A 21,055-nucleotide genomic window follows, 5' to 3' on the forward strand; every position below is an offset into this window, starting at 1 on the left:
CCATCCCTGCCCTACCATTCACCCCTTCATCTCACCCAGCTTCGCCAGCAGCGCAGCACCGGTGCGGATGCCGGCGTGGAAGAGGTCGAGCTTGAGGTTTTCGTTGGGCGCGTGGTTTGCCTGGTCGGCATTGGCATAGGGGACGACGAAAGCAGGCTTGCCGAGGATTTTGGTGAAGACGTAGTCTGGAAGGCTGCCGCCGAGGCTTGGGTAGAGCAGTGGCTCGACGCCGCGGGCAGCGACGATCGCCTCGCGGATCACGGATGCGAACGGGCTGTCCATCGGCGTTTTCGATGGCAGCATGGAGTTTTGCGGCACGAACTCCACGTCGGGCGCGTATCTTTCCACATGCGCCCGGACCTTTTCGAACACGTAGTCCGGCGTCAGGCTCTCGACGAGGCGAATATCGCATTTGGCATAGGCTTCGCTCGGAAGAACCGTCTTCTGCCCCGGCCCGCCATAGCCGCCATGCAGCCCGTTGATGGTGAGCGTCGGCTGGAACATCAGCCGCTCGTAATAGGGACGATCCAGCGGCTCTTCGATCGCCGTCATGCCAAGCTCGGCCTTGATCTTGTCGACATCGAGCGGCAAAGCCGCCATCGCCTGCAATTCCAGATCGGTCGGCGGCACGACGGGATCGTAGATGCCGTCTATGGTGATCTCGCCGCGGTCGTTCTTCATGGTTGCGAGCAGATGCACGAGCTTCCAGATCGCATTCGGCATGACGCCGCCGAAATTGCCGGAATGGGCGTCGCGGTTGGCAGTCTTTGCACGTAGCTCGAAGGAAGCGACGCCGCGCACGCCAAACGTGACGACCGGGCGGCCGCTGTCATGCAGCGAGCCATCCGAGGTCACGACGAGATCGGCATTGAGCTTGTCGGCATGCTCCGCGACGAATTCCGCCATATGGGGACTGCCGATCTCCTCCTCGCCTTCGAGCAGGAAGATCACATTGCAGGGCAGTTCGCCAACCACCTTGAGATAGGATTCAATCGCCAGCAACTGGGCGAAATGCTGGCCCTTGTTGTCGCCGATGCCGCGCGCGTAGATGCGGCCGTCACGGATTTCGGGCTCGAAGGGCGGGCTCTTCCAGAGATCCAGCGGCTCGGGCGGCTGCACGTCGTAATGGCCGTAGAGCAGCACGGTCGGCTTGCCGGGCTGGTTCTCCATCCGTCCGATCACCATCGGGTGGTTGCGGGTGGTGATCGTCTGGGCCTGCATGCCGAGGCCATTGAGGATGCCGACGAGGATATCGGCGGCTTCCGTGATCCCCTCGTTGGAGGCGCTGATCGACTTGTGCTTCACATACTCCATCACCCGTTCGACAAAACTGTCGCTGTTGGCATCGATATGGGCGAGAACGCGGGCGAGATCGGTGTTTTCAGGTGTCATGCTCAAGCTCTCATGCCGGTTCGAACAGGGTCTGGATCTGCATTTCCGGCACCAGAACGAGGCCCTTGTCGGTAATGCGGATATCCGGAATGACCGACAGCGGAATGAGATTGAAGCCCATATACGCGATCGTGCATTCGGCCTTTTCCCATTCGAGCTTCAGCGCCTTCACCTCGTCGGCGACCGCGTGGACGCGCTTGTCGGACAAAAGCCCGGCAATCGGCAGCGGCACCATGGCCGTCACCTTGCCATCCATCACGACGCAGACGCCGCCCTGGGTAGCCTCGATCGCATCGAGCGCCACCTGCATGTCGCGTTCATTGGTGCCGGCGACGATGATGTTGTGGCTGTCATGCCCGACAGACGAGGCGACCGCGCCCTTCTTCAGACCAAAACCGTTGAGCAGACCATGCGCGACATTGCCCGGCGACTTGCCGTGACGTTCCACGACCGTGACAAAGCAAAGACCGTGGCGATCGAACTGCGTCTGCCAGTCGTTGGCGGGTTCGAGCGTGACGGTGACGTGGCCGAGCGTGATGCCGGGCAGCTCCGTCTTGATCGTGTGGGCAATGACGGTCTCGGTCGGCAGGTCAGGCGTCAGCTTGATGTTCTTCGGCAGCTTCACCGTATGATAGGCGGCTTCCGGATAGCGATAGGGTTTTGACAGTGCCTCATCCAGAACCGGCGTGATCTTCTTCTGGTCCACGACCAGTTCGCCGCCATACCAGGTGCTGACCGGCTCCAGGTTATCGGACAGGAGCACCAGATCGGCACGCCGTCCGCCGCCAAGACCGCCGATCTCGTTTTCCATGCCGAAGCGGGTGGCGCCATGCAGCGAGCCCATGGCCCAGGCCTGTTCCGGCGTCATGCCGTATTTGACCGCCTCGCGGGTCACCCAGTCCATGCCGAATGCGAGCAGATCCTCGGCATCGCGATCGTCGGTGCAGACAGCGACGCGCTTGTGCGAGGCGCCAAGCTCGGTGATGGTCTTGATCGCCTGCGGCAGCGAATGCCAGGGCGTGGTGGGCGGGCCGCCGCGCAGGAACAGCCAAACGCCGGCCTCCAGCAGATCGTCGGCAATATCGCGGTCGATCGCCTCATGGGTGTCGGTGACGCCGGAGGCCGCATAGGCCGCGACGAATTCGCGGCCATAGACATGGCCCGATACGGGACGGCCGCGCGACAGTGCGGCAGCGAGGATCGCATGGCTGCGTTCGTCGCCCATCGCGACGGGAACGAAATCCATCTTTTCGCCGAGCGCTACCGCTTCCGGCCATTTGTCGAACAGCGCCGCGATCTTGTCCGGCGTCAGGTCGCCACCGGCGGTTTCCAGTTCCGGCGAGGTGGCGGGAACGGTGCTCGGCACCGTCAGGAAGATCGACAGCGGCGCCATGCGCGCGTCTTCCAGCATCGCCTCAACACCGGCGACATCCATGACATTGCCGATCTCGTGGCTGTCGCAGAAGATCGTGGTGGTGCCGTTGAGAAGGGCGGCCTCCGCATAGGCGCAGGCCGTCACCATCGAGGATTCGATATGGATATGCGGATCGACAAGGCCCGGCGCCAGAATGCCGCCCTTTGCGTCGTAAATCTTGGCCGATGTTCCCTTGTAGGAACCGGTGGGCTTTACCGCGGCGATACGGCCGCCGGAGAGCCAGATTTCCCGCCCGGGCAGGATACGTTCCGAATAGGTGGAGAGCATCCGTGCATCCCGGATGACCAGATCCGGCTCGCGCCGTGCTGACGCGACGTCGGCGAGCAGCCGCGTCATGGATGCCAGCGGTTGAACGGAGAAACGGTTGAGAGTGCTCATGAAATCGGCCTCGCTGATCATCGGTATCTGGGCATGGTAAGGAATTCTGTTCCCGCACGGAAGCGCGGATCGGTGCAAATCTGGAAAATGGACAGGTCAAACCATTGAAACGCAAAGGCCGCCGGTTCCTCAGGGAGCGGCGGCCTTCGATCAGTCTTTCGGAACGTGTCGCGACTTAGCGCGGCACGCCGGGAATGGCATCCTTGTAATAGGACGAGTAGCTCGAATGCAGGCGCTCAGGCGCGCCCGGATCGGCATATTTGCGCAGTTCGCCCATCTCGGTCTTGTTGAGAATGACGCCGATCGTCTTTGCGGCGATCTGCGGTTCCGACTGAAGCACGCTCTGCACTGCCTTGACCGGCGTGACACCCCATTCGGTGACGAAGATGAAGCCGTCGACATAGGGCTCGAAGGCCTTCGCATCGATAACAGGGATCAGCGGTGCCAGGTCGACGATGATGACGTCGAACGTGTCCTTGATGCTTTCGAGGAACTGGCTCATGCCGGTCGAGGCGAGAAGCTCCGATGTATGGGCCAGCTGACGGCTGCGGGTGGTCATCGGCAGGATCGTCAGGCGCGAGCGGCGGTCGACGCGGGCGGCAGCCGTCCACGGAACCTTCTGCAGGACGACGTCGATCAGGCCAACATCCGGTTCGCTCGCCAGCATCTTGGAGAGACCCGGATTGCGCAGATCGCCATCGATGACCAGCGTGCGAACGCCGTTGGACGAGATCAGGCCGGCAAGGTTGGCGGCAACCATCGACTTGCCTTCGCCGGGAAGGCAGGAGACGACGCCGATGACCGAGCATTTGCGACCCTGCAGCACGATATCGGCGGCAAGCTTGGCATTGCGCAGCGTTTCGGCAAACTGCGAGCGCGGCGCTTCGACGGCGACACGCATCTTGCGACGAAGCGCGATCGGATCGCCCTCCGGCAGGATCTGGCCGTCGATCGCATCGGCCGGCTTGTCGGAGCCGTTGTCGTCGGTCTGGGCGCTGCCAATCTTCGGGAGGTAACCGAGGAAGCGGACGCCGAGCTTGTCCTGCACGTCGGCGCCGGTGCGGAAGAAGCGCTCGCGAAATTCCAGAAGCGCTGCAAGTGCGCCGCCGAGCAGCAGTCCAAGCACGACGGACAGAGCCATGGTGAGCGTCTTGCGCGGGCTGGACGGCGAGATCGGCACGCCGGCTTCCGAGATGACGCGGGCCTTGGCGATCGGCAGCGACTGCAGCTGCGACGCCTGTTCGAACCGCTGCAGATAGGACTGGTAGAGCGTCTTCAGCGCATCGGCACGCTGCTGCAGCTCCTGCAACTGCACCATGGAGACATTGGCATCCTGGTTGCGGCCGGCGACGCTTTCGATGCTGGCGCGCAACGACTGCTCGCGCGAGCTTGCGACATCCAGCTCGTTGCGGAACGAACCGGTCAGCTGCTGCAGTTCGCGCAGGATCTGTTGTGCCAGGTCCTGCTTTTCGGAGCGAAGTGCGACTGCCTGCGGATGATCGGCGCCGAACTGCTCGACCACGCCCTTTTCACGGTCGTTGACCGTCGTGTAGCGCTGGCGAAGGTTCTGCAGCACGGTGTTGTCTGTATCGCGGTTGGCGACGACAGCATTTGCGACGGCTGCTTCCGAGCCCTTGTCGATGATCACCTTGTACTGGTTGTAGCGGGCCTGGGCGCTGGCGACTTCGGCCTGCGCCGAGATCAGCTGGGTATTGAGATCAGACAGCTGCTGGGCGGACATCAGCTCGCCGCGTGGCGATACGAGGCCGTTGTCGCGCTTATACTGCTCGACCGTCAGCGATGCCTGCTGTGCCCGGATATTGAGGTCGTTCAAACGCTCCTGGAGCCATACGGAAGCGCGCTCGGTCGCGTCGAAATTGGCGTTAAGCTCTTCCGTGAGGAAGGAACTGGCATAGGTCTTGGCAAGCTGGGCGGAAAGAACCGGGTCTGGCGAGCGGACGGAGAGCGAGATGACCGAGCTGCGTCCGACGCGCTCGACGGTGATCGACTGCTGAAGGATGGCGGCAGCCTTTTCACGGCGCCCGGCGCGCACCTGGTCTTCGCTCGGCAACGGGCCGCCTGATGACACCAGCGAGACAACGCTTTTCACCATGTCCTTGGCAAGATCGACCGGCGATTTGGGCGGATCGACGATCAGGTCGTTTTCCGCAAACTTGCCCTTGTCGACGACGCTGAGCGCCAGCGCCTTGGATTTCAGGATCTCGACCGAACTGGACATGCGGTTATCGATCTGCTGCGCGGTCTGGCCTTCGGTTTCCTCTTCCGCATAGCGGGACAGGTTGTCGTCCACCAATATCTGCGTCGCGGCCGTGTATTTCGGCTGCGCCGTAAACAGATAGGCTGCCGCAAGCGCGACCATGGCGACCACGCAGATGATGATCACGCCAAGCCGACGCATGGCTGCCGACCACAGCTTGTCGAGGTCGATGAACGTGTCAGTTTCTTTTTGCTCGTTCGGGAAGATGTTCATCGGCCTATAATTAACCTGGTCCATGGCTTTGTCCGCTTTCCGGAATTGTCGAGAGGAACGGCAGAAATGGACTGCCGTTCCTCGGGCTTTGGTCTGACTGCGACGTTGGAGCGGCCCTTAAGCCGCCTTAACCTTCGATTCGTGGTTGGCGAGAAGCTCCTTGACGGAGTGATAGATCTCCTCGCCCATATCGCTCCGCAACATCGCGAAGGCCACATTGGCTTCGATGAAACCGCGCTTGGAACCGCAGTCGAAGGTCCGTCCGGTATAGGGCTGTGCGTGGAACGGCTGCTTCTGCAGCAGTTTCTGCATGCTGTCGGTCAGCTGGATCTCGTTGCCGGCTCCGCGTTCCTGGCTTTCCAGCAGTTCGAAGATCTGCGGCTGCAGGATATAGCGACCATTAAGGTAATAGTTCGACGGTGCATCGGCCGGTGCCGGCTTTTCGACCATGCCGGTCACTTCGAAGCCGTGCTGCTTGCTTTCGCCGATCGCGACGACGCCGTAGCTGGACGTCTCCTCGGGCGCGCACTGCTCGACGCCGAAGACGTTGCCGCCGACTTCCTCATAGAGATCAACGAGGCCTGCCATGCAGCCGCGGGCGCCGTAGGACACCATATCCGGCAAAAGCAGCGCGAAGGGCTCGTTGCCCACCAGTTCGCGGGCGCACCAGACGGCGTGACCGAGACCGAGCGGAACCTGCTGGCGGGTGTAGCTGACGGTGCCGGCGAGCGGCAGCATCTTTTCGAGCTGGGTCACCTGAACGGTCTTGCCGGCGCGGGTGAGGCTGGCGATCAGTTCGGGATTGCTGTCGAAATAGTCTTCGATCGCAGTCTTGTTGCGGCTGGTCACGAAGATGATGTGCTCGATGCCGGCCTGCATGGCCTCATCCACCGCATACTGCACGACGGGCCTGTCGACGATCGTCAGCATTTCCTTTGGCATTGCCTTGGTGGCCGGCAGGAACCGTGTTCCATTGCCTGCAACCGGAATGACCGCCTTGCGAACAGGTCTCATTTCCATAGTGTCGTTGTCCTTTCCGGGACGCCCCCGCCCCGTCGATCGGATTGTCAAGAAACGCCGGCAGCTCTTGCGAACCGGCGCATACGGACGGCAATCGGCATGCGCAGGTGCTTGAGCGCCCGCGGGTTGTCGATTGCCGTTTTCAGAATCCCGCCGAATGATCGTTTCTTGATCTCGTCGACGAGTGTGAGGAAGGAGGCCGCTTCGCGAATGCTCTGCGTGCGGCGGCGCTGGGCGGTCATTGCCCGCGGCTCGAGAGAGAAGCGCTTAAGGAACTTCTCGTCGCCGGCAAGCATCGCCGTGAGATGTTCGGGTTTGAGCACCCGCGAGATCGAACCGTGGCGCAGATGGTAGACGTAACCGGCCTCGGGCTCGATGGCGCAGACGCCGCCGCTCGCGATCGCAGATGCAAGCAGGATGTAATCCTCGCCGATCCGCAGGTTCTCATCAAAGCGCAAGCCGTGCTGATTGAGGAAATCGCGGCGGAAAATCGGCTTCATGTAACCGAAATTGAACGTGCTTTCGAAGATGATGTTGGATTCGATGAAATCGGCGAGCTCAAGCGTGTTCCGCGCTTCCAGATCGGAGCGCGAAAACATCGCCGTCGGCTGGCCGCCTTCGAGCGGGACGACGTCGATATTGTCGACCACGATCCGTGCATCCATCGCCTCGGCGCGTGCGATCATCCGCTTCAGGCGCTGCGGATGGATCGTGTCGTCGGCATCGAGCACGGCGATCCAGCGGCCGGTTGCCGCATCGAAACCCGCATTGCGCGCGGCAGCCGGTCCGCCATTGACGGGCTGGACGATGAGCTTGACGCGATCATCGCGATCGCGGCAGCGAAGCGCAAGCTCGCGGGTGCCGTCGCTTGAGCAGTCGTCGACGACGATCACTTCCAGGGACACGTCGACCTGAGCAAGCGCACTATCGATCGCCCTCTCCAGCGTCTCCTCAGCATTGTAGGCGGCGATGACGAAGCTGACATCGGGCACTGGGACAACGGAAGTCATGTGGCCTCCACCATGCCGTACTGGCGGATCTCGCGCATGCCGAGCGTCCCCATCACAGACCCGGCGTGGAGCGCTGCCCGGAGAGCATAGCGCGTGCGTGTGACCGGAATTGCGACAGTTGCGACGGTGACTACGGCGCAATAGCCAAATTTCATCGCAGCGATTGCGGCCTTCTTGATCCGCGACAGACCGGCACTCTTTGCCGCAACGATGCGGCCATGGGTCTGGCCGGAGCGGAAGCGGCGCTTGGCAAGCCACGAGAAGCTGGCGCGCTTCTGTGGCACCGGCTCTTCCAGCAGAGCGTCACGGGCAAACTCGATTTGTCCGCCGGCATCGGTCAGCTGGGTGAAATAGTGCGTGTCCTCGCCACCGCTCTGGCCGAGCGACAGCGCGAACTTGCGGGCCGCAAGCTTCGGCGAGCGCATGTCGAGAAGCACGTTGCAGGTATAGCCTGTGATGATACGGCCATCGACCCAGACGGGATTGGTGGAGTGGAAATCACCGCTGCGCATCCAGGCCGGAACATCATCCGGATAGATGGCGCGGACGGGGCCGAGGACAGCATCGGCGGACGTCGCTTCGGCGCGATCGACAAGCGCTGCAAGCCATCCAGGACCGGCCGTTTCGTCGTCGTCAATAAACGCGAGATAATCGGCCTGGCAGGCAGCAAGGCAGGCATTGCGCGCAATCGAGATGTTCGATTTCGGGCAGTGAACATACTGAATTTCGAAGGGCGAGACGGCTTTCAGCCGCTCCACCAGCGCTTGCGCACTCGGCTCCGCGTCATTGTCGGCGACGATCAGCCGGACCTGCGTGTGTTCAGGCACGTCGAGCGCGAACAGCGACCGCAACGTGACCTCCAGTTCCGGGCGCCGATAGGTGCAGATGCCGATATCGATGCGGAGCTTGCCGCTGCCAGCCACGATCATGCACGCCTCCTCGATTTGATGCCGATCAGTTCCAGCCAGAAACCTGCCGACCAGGCGAAATGCATGATCATCGCCGACACCGCAGCAAGCGGGCCGAGCGGGTTATTTTGGCCCACAGCCATCCAGACGCCATAGCCGAGGCAGGCGACCGCCCAGACAACCAGCGGAATGGCCGCCCACCAGTAGAGGACCGCCAGCACCGCGCCGATCACAACAGGTGCGACCGCCAACGGAATGGCCTGGCGGATCTTGGGGATCGACCGATGCTTCAAAAGGTTCTTCGCCCGGCCGCGGCCATAGCCGAGATACTGCCGGAACAGCGCCGACGCGGTGGAACGCGGATAATAGGTCATGTAGGTCTTGCCGGTCATCCAGATGCGAAAGCCGGATTGGCGAAGGCGGAAATCCAGTTCCGCATCCTCGTTATGGCTGAAGCTCTCGTCGTAGCCGCCGACAGCCTGAAACGCGAAGATGCGCATCAGGGCGTGGTGGCCGTGATCGACCCACTCGCCGCCGCCGCCGGCCCGGTGCTTGGAGCCGCCATTGCCGAGCTTGGAGTTTTGCGCCGCAGCCGTTGCCCGCTGGAACAGGCCAAAGCCGACCGTTTCCATGCCGACCACGATGGAATCCGCCTCAAGCGACACCGCTTCCTGCAGAAGCGTCCGGCAATAATCGTCGGGATAATCGCCATGCGCGTCGATGCGGATCAGATATTCGAACTCCGCGCCGAAGCGCTGGACGGCGAGATTGATCGCCGCACTCTGGATGCGCTTGGCATTGTGCATCAGCGCCACGTTCGGCAGTTCCTGAGCGACGCGAAGGACGATCTCCTGCGTGCCGTCCTTGCTGCCGCCATCGGCAACGACGATCATGTCGCTGGCCGAGCTACGCTGCTGATCGAGCTTGCGCAGCAGCGGCTCGATGGTCTTTGCCTCATCAAGGCACGGAACGACGATCAGTGTCCGGATCAAGGACAGGTCGCCATGGGAAACATCGGCATTCGAAGGCACACGCATGACCTATCTCACCTCACGACTGCACGGTTGAAACGGCCGGTACCGACGGTACGGCCAGCGAAATATTGCGATTGAGGCCCGCAAGCCTGTCGACCAGCGCGCGGCAATCGTCTGCATCAGTAACCCACTGGCTGCGATCGACGGCCGCAAGCCGGGCGAACCGATCGAGGTAGAGTGCGTCGGTCATGCCCGAGAACAGGGTTTCCAGATCGGTAGGCGTCGCGTTGTCGAGAAGGATGCCGATATCGCGCTTAGCCACAAAGCGGCCGGTCTCGGTGCGCGCAAGCGCGATCGGAACCGCGCCATGCAGCCCGCCTTCATAGAGACGGTTCGGCAAAAGCCACTCGGAGTTCAGCCCTTCCTCGAAGAAATCGATCGCCCAGGTGAACTGCACCTCGTTGTAGATCTCCGCCAGATCCTCCGGATTGCGGTAGGGACCCTCGAAACGCACGAACGGCGCGTTCTTCACCTGCGCGTCGAAATCGGCAAACTCGCTATAGGCCGGCCGTCCGCGGATGATGACCTCGACCCCGCCGTTCATCTTTTCGGCGAAGGCCGTCAGGATATCGAGCGACTTGCGGCAGCGGATCGCACCGAACCAGCCGATCTTCCAGGGCTCACCCTGCTTGGGCAGACGCGGTTGCGGCTTTGCGACGGACGCTTCGCCCAGCTGCAGAACCTTGTTCTCGAGCAGAAGGACCGGAAGATCGAGCCCGGATTTCGGCTTGAAGAAGTTTTCGACAAAGGCCGGCGAGCTGGTGATCAGCAGCCGGGCCGACTTTGCGAAATGCCGCTGCACGGCACGCAGCACCCGCCCCTTCACACCCTCATCGAGCAGCAGGCGGTGAATATCGAGACATTCGTAGACGACGGGCACGTCGCCGCCGAACAAGGACGCTGCCCCCTCGGCGAGAACCAGCATTTCCAGATTGCGGGCGATGATGACATCCGGCATCGGAACGCCGACAAGCCTCTTCTGCAGCTGCATCCGGGCAGCAATCACGGCCTTGATGCGCTGGCTGAACTGTCCGTCCTGCGTTGAACCGAGATCGATGGAACGCACGCCGTCTTCCTGGCCCAGCAGGTTTCCCGCACGCCTGAAGCCTGCGACCGTGACGCTGGCGCCGCCGGTCTTCAACGTCAGCACCCGCCGGCGAATGGCCGGGTCGGCAAGATCATGGGCCAGATAGAGAACCTGCAGTGTCAAGTCATTCAACTCCGTGTCGAAAGATCAGTTGAGCGTGCAAAGCACGGATTGCGGGAAAGCACAGTCTTCGCCGAGCGCCGTATAGGCGATGCGATCGACTTCCATCGTGGTGGGGCCGGAATAGGCGAACGGGCCCATCCAGGATTTCAGCGTATCACTGCCCCACAGGCTCAGAAAGATCTTCTGGGCGTTCTGCGGGATCTTCGACGGGTCGGTGACTTCCTGCACGAGCTTGCCGTTGAGGAAGTAGCGCAACCGCTCCGGCTCCCAGATGAAGGCGTAGTCGTTGAAGCCCTTGTCGGCGCCACCGGCGACGGGAACGATCTTCTCGTTCTTGCCCTTGCCATTGATATACTGGTTGAGCTGAACCTGATCGACATTCTTGCCGAGCACCTCGAAGTCGATCTCGTCCCACGGCTTTTTGTCGGTCGGGCCGATATAGGTGAAGAAGGCTGAGTTGAGGCCAGGACCGGTCGCCGACTTGTAGCGCGCCTCATAGGTACCGTAACCGAAGCGGGCGCGGGTCTGGATCTCGCCGCAGACGTTTTTGCGGTCCTTGTTCTGGCGCTCCTCGAAGGTGAGCTTGAGATTGCCGCCATCCGTCGTGACCTGGCGCTGCGACCAGGTGCAGTTCTGATGGGCGCCGTTGTTCCAGCCGTTCGAAACGAACCAGAACGACCGGTCGAGCCGATCGAAATTCTCGACGAAGGACGTGCCCTTGGCATCCGGCTGCGGCTTGCCACCCGGATGGGGTTTGCCACCGGGATGCTTGTTGCCTGCCTGATCCGGGGCATTAGGGGTTGGCCCGGGAGGCGCCGGAGGTTGAGGGGCCTGTGCTTGGGGGGCCGGTGCGGGAGGCGCCTGGGCAAAAGCTGGAGCGCAGGCGAGTACCGTCAACGCGGCGATTGCCGTTGCAGCGGCTCGGAAAGCGGGTCGAATCTGTCTGGCTGGTGCCGTCATGTTTCACCTCTTCTGTGGGTCAGGGCGGGCTCGCGGCCATGCGCGGAATGCCCGGACGAATTGGAGTTCTGTGTCTGCGCAAGCTTTGCCTTGCGGCCGCGACTGCCCGTCAGCGTCTGGTAAAGGCCGGGCATAAGGCGCGACACCAGCGCATTCGAAATCACCAGGATCACGAAGGCCGAGGAAATCGCGCCGACATAGAACAGCGGGTAAAGCTGATCGCCCGCAATGCGGTTCCAGACCATCCACATCACCACGAGCAGCGGGTAATGGGCGCAGAAGATCCAGAAGCTGAGGCTGCCGGTGGCGGCCAGCCGTTTGCCGAGCGTCGAGCGGATAGCAAGTGCCGACATCAGCCAGAATCCACCGGCACCGATAATCGACAGCGCGTTGCGCAGAAGCTCGAGCGACCAGGAATAGTCCGGTCCCGTCTGATAAAGCGCGATCGACAACAGGACGGCGGCGGCTACAACCAGCGCCGTTCCGGGAACGGCGAAACGGTCGAGCGCCGAGAGATCGATCCGGTTCAACGCGAGGAAGATGCCGAAGGTAAAGGAGAACAGGATCGACTTCTTCAAAACGATGAAGAGCGTGAGATCCGGCAGGATCGCCACCACGAACAGGATGACCAGCGTCGGCACCGCAGCCTTGCGCACGAAGAAGGCAAGGATTGGCGACAGGGCGATGCAGACGACAAGGTCACGCAGGAAATAGAGCGGGATGTCGACGGGAAAATTCTCGCTCGCAAACGCATAGTTCGCCAGTTCACGGGAGGATGCATTCCACAGGTCCGGGAAATACCCGATGCCCATGCCGGCGCGCTGCACCAGAAGGACGACGGCGAACAGGCCGAGGTTCCACAACAGGAACGGCACAAGCACGGTTCGCGCCTTGGATTGCATCACCTTGCCGTAGTCGAAAGCATCCCAGCCACGGCGAAACAGCAGATAGCCGGAAATCGCGCTGAGGCACGGCACGCCGATACGAAACAGGCTGTCGCCAAAAAACACGCGGAGCCAATCGAAGAAACCGTTCTGGCCGAGGAACGGGCTGGTCTGCGGATCGAACGGGACGTGGACGAACACGATGCCCGAGATCAGAAGGATGCGCATCAAATTGATACGGGAGGAAATGGTTTGATCAACAGTCAAACGAACTACCCTTTTTGGGCGGCGCCTCCCGTCACCACCGTTTCAATCAGAGCAGACTTTGAGCCCGCATTATCGAGTGCCAAGGATCAGGTGCAGTTTGGCACAAAATGTGGCGGCGCGGCGAAAAGCCTGGATGCGCCCTGCCCTCAGCGGCATCACGTTACCCGTTCCATCAGAAAATTCTACTTTCGCGAGTACTGAAACACTATGGTTTCCGGGGGGATCCGCGATATTTCATGCTGCAGTGCACAACGGCGAAAAAAATAACTTTGTCGTGAAAATTATTGACGTCTCAGGCGACCCTCAATCAAATCGATTCGCATCGAACACGAATTGCGGCGCGATTGAGGCGAAAATGCGTTGCGACGGTGAGGCAAGGTTGCCCTCGGTCATGCGGGCGGCGCCTCCGCAACCGCACCGCCACGACGGCGCTTGACCATGCCAATTATTTTTTTGACGAGCGCCCTTTCGGTCACGAGGAACATGGCGCCGTAGAGCACGCCGCCCACGACAGCGCCAACGAGGAGCTGGAGATAGGGACTGGTGAGCTGTGCTTCGAAGGTGGAAAGGGTCAACCGGACCCCAACGCCCATGACGAGCGAGGTGAGCATCGACCGGCTGCTGGTCATCAGACCCCAAAAGAACGGAATGCCGTCGACCCGGAACACGGCCCAGGAATAACCGACCAGCGTGATGGCGTTGACGACGCAAAGCGCTACCATGGCATCGACAAGGCTGCCATAGGTGGCACCGAGGATGATGGCGAGTGTCGTTGCAATGGCGCGCAGCACCGCCGACCAGAACAGAACCCGGCTTTGGCCCGTGCCCTTCAGATAGGGGATGAACGTGCTGCAGGGCGTTACGATCGCCTTCGACAGCGCGAGCAGGCCAAGCACCGGCCAGGCATAGGCCCATTGCGGCCCGAACAGCACCAGCATGGCCGGTTCCGCCACCGCCCACAGCCCGAACATGGCCGGCGCCAGCACCACCGTCATTACCTGAGTGGACAGCATCAGGGCGTCGGTGCGGCGCTTGCGGTCGTCGCCCATCAGGCTGAAGGCGGGGAACAGCACGCCCATTACCGCCGACAGCACGACCTGATTCGGAATGCTGGCAAACCGGTTGGCGGCCGAATAGGCACCCGCATCGGCAAGCGTCAACATACGCGCGATCACCACCATTGGCGCCTGGAAAGTCACGAAATTGGCGATCTCGGACCCCATCAGCCCTGAAGAATAGCGCACCAGCGGCCCCATCCGATCCGGCTTGATGACAAAACGCGGCACGTAGCGCGTGATCGAGTAGAGGCCGACAAGCCGGATCACCGCCGAGGAAAACAGTTGCACGACCAGCGCCCAGATGCCGAACCCCATGAAGGCAAGCGCCAAGGCGACCAGCGCCGCCGTGGTTTCCGACACCGTGCTGAGGATCGCGTCCTTGCTGAAATTCATCTCGCGGGCGAGCAGCGAATAGGCGACATCGGCCGTCAGTTGCAGCGGAATGAGAAAGGCCATGATACGCAGGAGATCGGCGCTCTGGGCCGCACCCATCCAGCTGCCGATGCCATTTGCGCCGAGGAAAAGGATCACCGACATGATCAGAGACATCGCGAGATTGGCCCAGAAAACGGTGTGCACCGTATCCATGCCACTGTCCCGATCGACGATCAGCGCCGACGTCAAACCGGCACCACCAATCATCGCCAAAAACTGTACAACGGTGAGTGCGACAGCCACCGTTCCGAAATCTTCCGGGGTCAACAGTCTTGCCAATATCGGTACAGTGACAAATTTCAGCCCGAATGTGGCGGTCTTTGACAGCACACTCCAACCGACATTTGTCGTGATCGTCTTCACGCCTTGGGTTGGGGCCATCTTCGAATTCCTATTGTTGGATACTGATTGAGAGCCAGCGTGAAGCCGCAATCCAAGCCGTCCAGGCGGCTAGCGGTTTGCAATTCTTGAAAAAAGCAGGGGCAGAAACATGGCGACATTCACCGTAATTATTCCATTTTATCAACGGGAACCGGGTATCCTTACCCGGGCCCTGCAATCTGTTTTCAGCCAGAGCTTCGTGGATTTTGATATCATCGTCGTGGACGACGAGTCACCCCATAACGCAAAAATCGAACTTCAGGACGCCGATCCGACCTGGCTCGAGCGCATCCGAATCATCGAACAAAAGAATGGCGGGCCGGGGGCGGCGCGCAATACCGGGCTGGACGCGGTGCCCGCCGAAACGCGTTTTGTGGCGCTTCTCGACAGCGACGACGTGTGGCTTCCGGATCATCTCACCAACGCATTCGAGAGCATGAGCCGCTTCGGCGCCGAGTGCTACTGGGCCTCGATGCAGGCGAGCGAAGAGTTCTATTACCACTTCGGCATGGCGCAGTTGGAGAAGACCGAAGGCGGCACACGGCTATCGGAAAAGCCGCTCATCATCGAGCTTCAGGACCTGGCAAGCGTCATGCTGCGCAACTGGAGCTTTCTGCATCTCACCTGCATGGTGATGTCCCGTCCGGTCTTCGAGGCTGTCCGCTTCGAGCCCGAATTGAGACTGGCCGCCGAAGACGTGCTGTTCTTCTGCGACTGCATCCTGAAATCGAAGCGGACGATCCTCTGCGACGAGCCGGGCGCTGCCCGCGGCATGGGCATCAACATCTTCCATTCGATCGACAACCAGTCGCCGGAATTCCTGCGCCAGCAGTTCAACACCTGGGTGGCGCTTGATACGCTGGAACAGCGTTTCAGCAACAGGCCGGGCGACGTCGCGTCGATTGCAGGTTATAAGAACACCGCAAGACGGCAGGCATTGTGGAGCCAGGCCGGGCGGATGAAGCGGCGCCAGAGCCCGGAATTCGGCCTGCTGGCCAAATGGGTGATGCGCGATCCGGCGCTGATCCGCGCGGCCTTCGAACTGGGCGCAGGGAAACTCGGTATGGGTGCGCGCGAGCGCTCGGCGACGTAAACTTCGCATTTTTTACAAAGACTTCACTCCCATCAGGAGGCTTGCATGCAACCTTATTACTGGGCATCCCACCACGGCAATTTCGGCGACGACCTCAATCTGTGGCTCTGGGATTATCTTCTTCCGGGCTTTCGCGACGTCCACGCCGATACGATGCTGGTCGGCGTCGGTACCGTTCTCAACCCCGTCCTGCTTCCGCCCGGGCAGAAGAAACTGGTGATCGGCAGCGGCTATGGCTATGGCGAGGCACCCGATATCAATGATCCCGAATGGGACGTGCGCTGCGTGCGCGGACCATTGACGGCGGCGAAGCTCGGTCTTCCCCTCGACAGAGGTATCACTGACCCCGCGGCCCTCATCCCCGATATGCCGGAATTCCAAAACCTGCCGAAGATCCACAAGAAGACTTTCGTTCCCCATTGGGAATCGGCGGAATTCGGCATGTGGCAATCGGTCTGCGAGCCCGCCGGACTGACCTGGCTCGACCCGCGCGGCGAGGCGAAATCGGTCATCCGGGCGATTGCCCAGTCCGAGATGATTGTTGCCGAATCCATGCACGGCGCGATCCTGGCCGATGCGTTCCGGGTGCCGTGGATTGCGGTGAGCACATCCAGATCCATCAACAATTTCAAGTGGAACGACTGGGCACAGTCCGTCGGTGCGACCTACAATCCGCACTTCGTGCCGGTTTCGACGCGCGCCGAGGCAGTGGCCAAGAAAACCAAGTTCTGGGGAATGAGCTTCGACGGCGGCGGCGGCCAGCAGCCGGCCCATCTCGAACCCGCAAGCGCGGATGCGTCGGTGATGACGCGGACGTCTGCGCCGACAGCTCCTGCTCAGTCAGGCCTTCGCGGCATGGCGAAGCAGGTCCTTGCGGCACCGTCGATCCTGGCGCTCTGGCAGGCCAGCCGGACCGAGCCACAGCTCAGCCCGGATGCGATGCTCCAAGACAAGAAGCAGCGTTTTCGCGCTGTTCTGGACGAGATCCGCCGCGACTACTTCTGAACGGCGGCAGGGTCCGCTGCTGCCGGAACCCCGGCAAGCAGATAGCGCATGGCATGCGGCGTGGCGGCCGGAACCGGTCCGCCACGTCTTGCCTCCATCTTGTCCAGCAGGATCGCCTGCGCGACATAGGGCAGGAACTGCGGCCGGCCGAACATGTAGCTAGCGGCCGCGACAATCCCCGAATTCGACTTGGTATCGAGGAAGGCGCGATGCTCGTAGCGTTCCCGGATGTGGTCGCGGTGACGGGTAATCACCGCCCTTGCCTGCGTCGGCAGGAGCGGATCCGACAGGATCGCCTCATCCGCTTCGTATAGCGTCTTGAGGTCATGGGTCCGGTGGCGGCTGCTGAGCGAATCGGCCCTGACGACGGCGCCGTAGCCGCAATGCTCGATCACCTTGTAGCGCGCACCCTTGGCCAGAGCCCGCAGATAGAGATCGTAATCCTCGCCAAGCCTCAGGCCCTCGTCGTACCGAAGACGATGGGCATCGAGGAACGAGCGACGAATGATCGGCTTCAGAAACCCTGTCTCGCCGCGCGGCTTTCCGCGCTCGGAAATATTGCCCTCGACGAATTCGATGAGCGAGATCGTCCGCGCCCTCGATTCGAACTTTTGGGGCGGCACTGCGGCGGCAGGATCGGAGATGAAGGCGATGTTGTCGGCCAGCATGTCCCAGTCGCCGAGCGCCAGCATTGGCTCGAACCGTCCGGGAAAGAAGAAATCGTCCGCATCGAGAATGGCGATCAGCGGCGCACTGGAAGCGGCGATCGCCCGGTTTCTCGCAGCAGACGGGCCCTGGTTCTTCTCCAGCGAGATGATCTGCAGCCGCCCGCTGCCATCATCCACACTGCGGGCAGCGCCGGCCGTGTCGTCGCTCGAGCCGTCATCGACCACGACGACTTCGCTGACAAGCGCTTCCTGCAACGCGGACCGGACGGCGGTGGCGATCGTGTCTGCTGCGTTCTTGGCTGCGATGACGACGCAAATCGTCTGAACATCGGGGTGGGCCGTTGCGCTCTCCATGAGACTGTCTCCATCGTTCGTCGTGCGAGGACCTGAACGCAGGAAGATGGCCTCCATATGGAAGCACTGCAACAAAAACCGAAATGGGACTGAGAGCGCCGGCTAGATATCCCGGGCAGGCAGGTGTGACGTCACGTCGGACGGAAGGTTGGAAACCTCTCTGGAGCGCGCAGCGACGGCGGTATCTGTCCGACCCCTGCTACCCGCGAGCTTCTCGCGGTGAACGAGGTAAACGATGCCAACGAAATAACCCACCTGGATAATAACCGCGCAGAGGAGCGTGTGTATAAATGCTGTGTAGACGGACCCGCTGATGAAAAAGGACGCGAGCGCGAAAACGACCAGGACGCAAAGGATACTTATAAATACGCGCGGCGCATACATGATCGCCCTCCCGAGCAGCTTATAGTTCTTGGCTTCTAGACGCAGGCTCCTCCCTGCACCGTCACGATAGGACCGGCAGTAGTCGGATGCAAGCAATACAGCATCTGCTATGCCGAGTATTAATGAAACTTTCGTAAGGTTTGCCGGTTCCCTGCCCCGCCTTGGCAGTTCCTTGCGATTAGCGTGAATGGTTTCTTACCTTGGTACCACAGCCCCCAATCGCATTTCCGCCACAATTTGGACGTGAAGCTCGCCGTCTGGAACATTCCGCTGCTGGATGTCGCAGAGTCGGGGTCACCGGCGTTCAACTTTTGTTACAAAGGTGACGAGGGCCGACGAAGCCATATTGCGCTGCATCATTGTATTGCGGTGCGAAATGCGTAGGCCTTTGGTCTTATACGCAAGCTACTTCCTGGCCCTGCTCAAAGAAGCAATCACAGGTTTAGCTCTGGACTGGCCCTGCGCAGAAGCCCCCCAATACGCTAATGGCACGGGTATTATTCTAACTCCGGGTATAGTTGCCAGAAAAGAACAGTAGACCTGGGGTCGCTATTCAATCGATTGTAAAAAAAACGGAGTGCTGATCGGATTTTGGCGCGCATCGACCCGCATCGGGACAGCGCTGTCGGAAAAAATTGGCTGGCATCAAATTCCGAACACAGACTTATTATCAAATTGTCGACGAAAAGACCCGCCGAAAGGCATCACCGACTATCGCAAAACCTAAATGGAGTTACCCTCTATGAAGTCAGCGACACGTTCGGCTAGTTCGCCGTTTGTAGACTCCGACCAGGCCTTCGGTACCCTCCCGATCGGTGGCCTCGCTAAACGCAGCTTCGATATGACCGCAGCTGCATGCGCGCTGATCCTGTTCAGCCCGCTATTTCTGATGATCATGGCCCTGGTGAAACTCACCGATAAGGGCCCGGCCTTTTATGGCCATAGCCGTATTGGCCATAACGGACGCATTTTCAAATGCCTCAAGTTCCGGACCATGGCGACCGACGGCGACGAATTGCTGCGCAACTATCTGCGTGACAATCCGCATGCCGCGGAAGAATGGCGTCTGACGCGCAAGCTGAAAGACGACCCACGCGTGACTTCGGTTGGCAAAGTCCTGCGCAAGCTCTCTCTCGACGAGCTGCCGCAGTTGCTCAACATCGTGCGTGGCGAAATGAGCGTGGTGGGACCGCGTCCGGTCGTGGACGAGGAACTGAAAGTCTATGACGCCTTTGCCGTCTACTACCTTCGCACCCGTCCTGGCCTCACAGGCCTCTGGCAGATCAGCGGTCGCAACGATGTGTCCTACGAGACCCGCATCGCTTTCGACACGCAATACGTCCAGAACTGGTCGCTGGTTCGCGACATCGCCATCATTGCAAAGACCATCCCTGCGGTCTGCTTTGCCCGCGGCAGCTATTGATCTGAGTTTCTTTTGATAGCCTGAGAAATCCTGGCCGGTCACCGGCCGCAAGAAAAACCAAGAACAAGTCACCAGACGAACTCAACAGTCGAAACAAGCGCGAGCCGACCTCCCACGGATTTGCGTTTGAATGCGATTGAAGGACCCGTAGATGTTGAAGAACGATCATTCGAAAAGCGGTTCGCCGGCGCTCCTTTTTGCAGCCGGCGCCCTGCTGCTGAGTTCAGTCGCGCCAGTCCTGGCGCAGGACAAAGCCCCGAAGACCACACAACAGACCTCCACTGAGGCCGAAACCGCAACACCTGGCAAGGCTGCGGCACCCAAGACCCCTGCAGCGGCTGCCGCAAGCGGTCCCGCCAGCGGCGGCTATAAGCTCGGCGTCATGGACAAGCTGCGCATCCGCGTGGCCGAATGGCAGCCGGCCGATGGCACGGTGCGCGACTGGGAAGTGGTCGGCGGCGAATACACGGTCGGCCCGTCCGGGGCGCTGTCGCTTCCGTTTATCGGCGATCTCGACGCAGCCGGAAAGACGACCGCCGAAGTTGCCGGTCTGATCGGCCAGCAGCTGCGCGACAAATTTGCGCTTCGAAACCTGCCCTCTGCCTCGGTTGAAATCAGCCAGTACCGGCCGGTCTATCTCGCCGGCGACGTCACGACACCGGGAGAGTTTCCCTATTCCCCGAACCTGACCGTGCTGAAGGCGGTAAGCCTTGCCGGCGGCTTGCGCCGTTCCGACGCGGGTCAGCGCTTTGCCAAGGACTTCATCAACGCGCAGGGCGACGTTGCCGTCTACGACAACCAGCGCGGCCGCCTGATTGCCCGCCGGGCACGGCTTGTGGCCGAGGTTTCCGGATCGCGCGATCTGCCAATCCCGGCGGAACTGAAAGACGTGCCCAATGCCGCGCAGCTGATTGCCAGCGAGACATCGCTGATGAAATCGCGCCGCGACCGCTATGAGCTGCAGCTGCAGGCCCTTAACGAGCTGCGCAGCCTTCTCGAAAGCGAAGTGAAGTCGCTCGCGCAAAAGACAGAGACGCAACAGCGCCAGCTCGATCTCGTGTCGGAAAACCGGGACAAGATGTCCCGGCTCACCGAACAGGGTCTGGCTACCAGCAGCCGCCTTCTGACCATCGAAGAGCGCACGGCCAGCATCCAGTCGACCCTGCTCGACATCGACACGTCGACCTTGAAGGCAAAGCAGGATATCAGCCAGGCGAACCAGGACGAGATCAACCTGCGCAACGACTGGGAAGCAGACCGGGCAA

The 21,055-nt window shown here is 61.1% G+C and carries 17 protein-coding genes and 1 pseudogene; 4 read left to right on the forward strand and 14 right to left on the reverse strand.

Annotated elements, in window-relative coordinates; all coding sequences use genetic code 11:
• Positions 1 to 18: 18 nt before the first annotated feature.
• The 11 genes from G6K99_RS15330 to G6K99_RS15380 form a co-directional block, all read right to left on the reverse strand.
• Entirely contained in the window at positions 19 to 1,392 is a 1,374-nt protein-coding gene (locus tag G6K99_RS15330; RefSeq protein ID WP_174197062.1) for a M20/M25/M40 family metallo-hydrolase, read from the reverse strand.
• Positions 1,393 to 1,402: 10 nt separating this feature from the next.
• Positions 1,403 to 3,205, reverse strand: a complete 1,803-nt coding sequence (locus G6K99_RS15335; RefSeq protein ID WP_174197063.1) for an adenine deaminase — start codon at positions 3,203 to 3,205, stop codon at positions 1,403 to 1,405.
• Between the two features lie 175 nt (positions 3,206 to 3,380).
• Positions 3,381 to 5,720, reverse strand: coding sequence for a Wzz/FepE/Etk N-terminal domain-containing protein (locus tag G6K99_RS15340; RefSeq protein WP_174197064.1), 2,340 nt, complete (start codon positions 5,718 to 5,720; stop codon positions 3,381 to 3,383).
• Between the two features lie 93 nt (positions 5,721 to 5,813).
• Entirely contained in the window at positions 5,814 to 6,716 is a 903-nt protein-coding gene (locus tag G6K99_RS15345; RefSeq protein ID WP_062461568.1) for a UTP--glucose-1-phosphate uridylyltransferase, read from the reverse strand.
• Positions 6,717 to 6,763: 47 nt separating this feature from the next.
• A complete protein-coding gene (locus G6K99_RS15350) occupies positions 6,764 to 7,726 on the reverse strand; it encodes a glycosyltransferase family 2 protein (RefSeq protein WP_174197065.1) in 963 nt (320 codons plus the stop codon).
• Positions 7,723 to 8,655 carry a glycosyltransferase gene (locus tag G6K99_RS15355; protein ID WP_174197066.1) on the reverse strand — a complete coding sequence of 311 codons (933 nt, stop codon included), beginning with the start codon at positions 8,653 to 8,655 and terminating at the stop codon, positions 7,723 to 7,725. Before G6K99_RS15355 ends, G6K99_RS15350 begins: the two co-directional genes overlap by 4 nt.
• The gene (locus G6K99_RS15360) at positions 8,652 to 9,671 is read right to left on the reverse strand and encodes a glycosyltransferase family 2 protein (protein WP_174197067.1); all 1,020 of its coding nucleotides are present in this window, start codon (positions 9,669 to 9,671) and stop codon (positions 8,652 to 8,654) included. Before G6K99_RS15360 ends, G6K99_RS15355 begins: the two co-directional genes overlap by 4 nt.
• A 13-nt stretch (positions 9,672 to 9,684) precedes the next feature.
• Positions 9,685 to 10,878 (reverse strand): glycosyltransferase, encoded by a 1,194-nt coding sequence (locus G6K99_RS15365; RefSeq protein ID WP_174197068.1) that lies wholly within the window; start codon positions 10,876 to 10,878, stop codon positions 9,685 to 9,687.
• Between the two features lie 24 nt (positions 10,879 to 10,902).
• On the reverse strand, positions 10,903 to 11,838 hold the full coding sequence (locus tag G6K99_RS15370; protein ID WP_180215544.1) for a family 16 glycosylhydrolase: 936 nt from the start codon (positions 11,836 to 11,838) through the stop codon (positions 10,903 to 10,905).
• The gene (locus tag G6K99_RS15375; RefSeq protein ID WP_244631494.1) at positions 11,835 to 12,989 is read right to left on the reverse strand and encodes an acyltransferase; all 1,155 of its coding nucleotides are present in this window, start codon (positions 12,987 to 12,989) and stop codon (positions 11,835 to 11,837) included. Before G6K99_RS15375 ends, G6K99_RS15370 begins: the two co-directional genes overlap by 4 nt.
• A 389-nt stretch (positions 12,990 to 13,378) precedes the next feature.
• Positions 13,379 to 14,863 (reverse strand): lipopolysaccharide biosynthesis protein, encoded by a 1,485-nt coding sequence (locus G6K99_RS15380; RefSeq protein ID WP_174197069.1) that lies wholly within the window; start codon positions 14,861 to 14,863, stop codon positions 13,379 to 13,381.
• Positions 14,864 to 14,972: 109 nt separating this feature from the next.
• On the opposite strand from G6K99_RS15380, the gene G6K99_RS15385 reads away from it, so the two are divergent.
• Both G6K99_RS15385 and G6K99_RS15390 read left to right on the forward strand, forming a co-directional pair.
• Complete coding sequence (locus G6K99_RS15385; protein ID WP_062461584.1) at positions 14,973 to 15,956, forward strand: glycosyltransferase family 2 protein; 984 nt, start codon at positions 14,973 to 14,975, stop codon at positions 15,954 to 15,956.
• A 45-nt stretch (positions 15,957 to 16,001) separates the two neighbouring features.
• Entirely contained in the window at positions 16,002 to 16,961 is a 960-nt protein-coding gene (locus G6K99_RS15390) for a polysaccharide pyruvyl transferase family protein (RefSeq protein ID WP_174197070.1), read from the forward strand.
• On the opposite strand, the gene G6K99_RS15395 is transcribed toward G6K99_RS15390, so the two are convergent.
• On the reverse strand, positions 16,952 to 17,983 hold the full coding sequence (locus G6K99_RS15395) for a glycosyltransferase family 2 protein (protein ID WP_174197071.1): 1,032 nt from the start codon (positions 17,981 to 17,983) through the stop codon (positions 16,952 to 16,954). The genes G6K99_RS15390 and G6K99_RS15395 overlap by 10 nt on opposite strands.
• A 102-nt stretch (positions 17,984 to 18,085) precedes the next feature.
• Positions 18,086 to 18,367 (reverse strand): exopolysaccharide production repressor protein, encoded by a 282-nt coding sequence (locus G6K99_RS23430; protein ID WP_082472025.1) that lies wholly within the window; start codon positions 18,365 to 18,367, stop codon positions 18,086 to 18,088.
• A 742-nt stretch (positions 18,368 to 19,109) separates the two neighbouring features.
• Between G6K99_RS23430 and G6K99_RS15405 the strand changes: the two genes are divergently transcribed.
• Both G6K99_RS15405 and G6K99_RS23545 read left to right on the forward strand, forming a co-directional pair.
• The gene (locus tag G6K99_RS15405) at positions 19,110 to 19,790 is read left to right on the forward strand and encodes a sugar transferase (RefSeq protein WP_062461596.1); all 681 of its coding nucleotides are present in this window, start codon (positions 19,110 to 19,112) and stop codon (positions 19,788 to 19,790) included.
• 151 nt (positions 19,791 to 19,941) lie between these two features.
• Positions 19,942 to 20,511, forward strand: a pseudogene (locus G6K99_RS23545) (polysaccharide biosynthesis/export family protein); the annotation flags it as partial.
• A gap of 68 nt (positions 20,512 to 20,579) precedes the next feature.
• Here G6K99_RS23545 and G6K99_RS23550 read toward each other — a convergent pair.
• Positions 20,580 to 20,723 carry a hypothetical protein gene (locus tag G6K99_RS23550; protein ID WP_371816217.1) on the reverse strand — a complete coding sequence of 48 codons (144 nt, stop codon included), beginning with the start codon at positions 20,721 to 20,723 and terminating at the stop codon, positions 20,580 to 20,582.
• Positions 20,724 to 21,055 lie beyond the last annotated feature (332 nt).

Source organism: Neorhizobium sp. AL 9.2.2 (genome assembly GCF_013317225.1).
Taxonomy (GTDB): domain Bacteria; phylum Pseudomonadota; class Alphaproteobacteria; order Rhizobiales; family Rhizobiaceae; genus Neorhizobium; species Neorhizobium soli.

What these genes read in the sequence shown, in the direction of transcription:
- G6K99_RS15330 (WP_174197062.1), bottom strand. Translation starts at nt 1,392, where the DNA reads ATGACACCTGAAAACACCGATCTCGCCCGCGTTCTCGCCCATATCGAT.
- G6K99_RS15335 (WP_174197063.1), bottom strand. Translation starts at nt 3,205, where the DNA reads ATGAGCACTCTCAACCGTTTCTCCGTTCAACCGCTGGCATCCATGACG.
- G6K99_RS15340 (WP_174197064.1), bottom strand. Translation starts at nt 5,720, where the DNA reads ATGGACCAGGTTAATTATAGGCCGATGAACATCTTCCCGAACGAGCAA.
- G6K99_RS15345 (WP_062461568.1), bottom strand. Translation starts at nt 6,716, where the DNA reads ATGGAAATGAGACCTGTTCGCAAGGCGGTCATTCCGGTTGCAGGCAAT.
- G6K99_RS15350 (WP_174197065.1), bottom strand. Translation starts at nt 7,726, where the DNA reads ATGACTTCCGTTGTCCCAGTGCCCGATGTCAGCTTCGTCATCGCCGCC.
- G6K99_RS15355 (WP_174197066.1), bottom strand. Translation starts at nt 8,655, where the DNA reads ATGATCGTGGCTGGCAGCGGCAAGCTCCGCATCGATATCGGCATCTGC.
- G6K99_RS15360 (WP_174197067.1), bottom strand. Translation starts at nt 9,671, where the DNA reads ATGCGTGTGCCTTCGAATGCCGATGTTTCCCATGGCGACCTGTCCTTG.
- G6K99_RS15370 (WP_180215544.1), bottom strand. Translation starts at nt 11,838, where the DNA reads ATGACGGCACCAGCCAGACAGATTCGACCCGCTTTCCGAGCCGCTGCA.
- G6K99_RS15380 (WP_174197069.1), bottom strand. Translation starts at nt 14,863, where the DNA reads ATGGCCCCAACCCAAGGCGTGAAGACGATCACGACAAATGTCGGTTGG.
- G6K99_RS15385 (WP_062461584.1), top strand. Translation starts at nt 14,973, where the DNA reads ATGGCGACATTCACCGTAATTATTCCATTTTATCAACGGGAACCGGGT.
- G6K99_RS15390 (WP_174197070.1), top strand. Translation starts at nt 16,002, where the DNA reads ATGCAACCTTATTACTGGGCATCCCACCACGGCAATTTCGGCGACGAC.
- G6K99_RS15395 (WP_174197071.1), bottom strand. Translation starts at nt 17,983, where the DNA reads ATGGAGAGCGCAACGGCCCACCCCGATGTTCAGACGATTTGCGTCGTC.
- G6K99_RS23430 (WP_082472025.1), bottom strand. Translation starts at nt 18,367, where the DNA reads ATGTATGCGCCGCGCGTATTTATAAGTATCCTTTGCGTCCTGGTCGTT.
- G6K99_RS15405 (WP_062461596.1), top strand. Translation starts at nt 19,110, where the DNA reads ATGAAGTCAGCGACACGTTCGGCTAGTTCGCCGTTTGTAGACTCCGAC.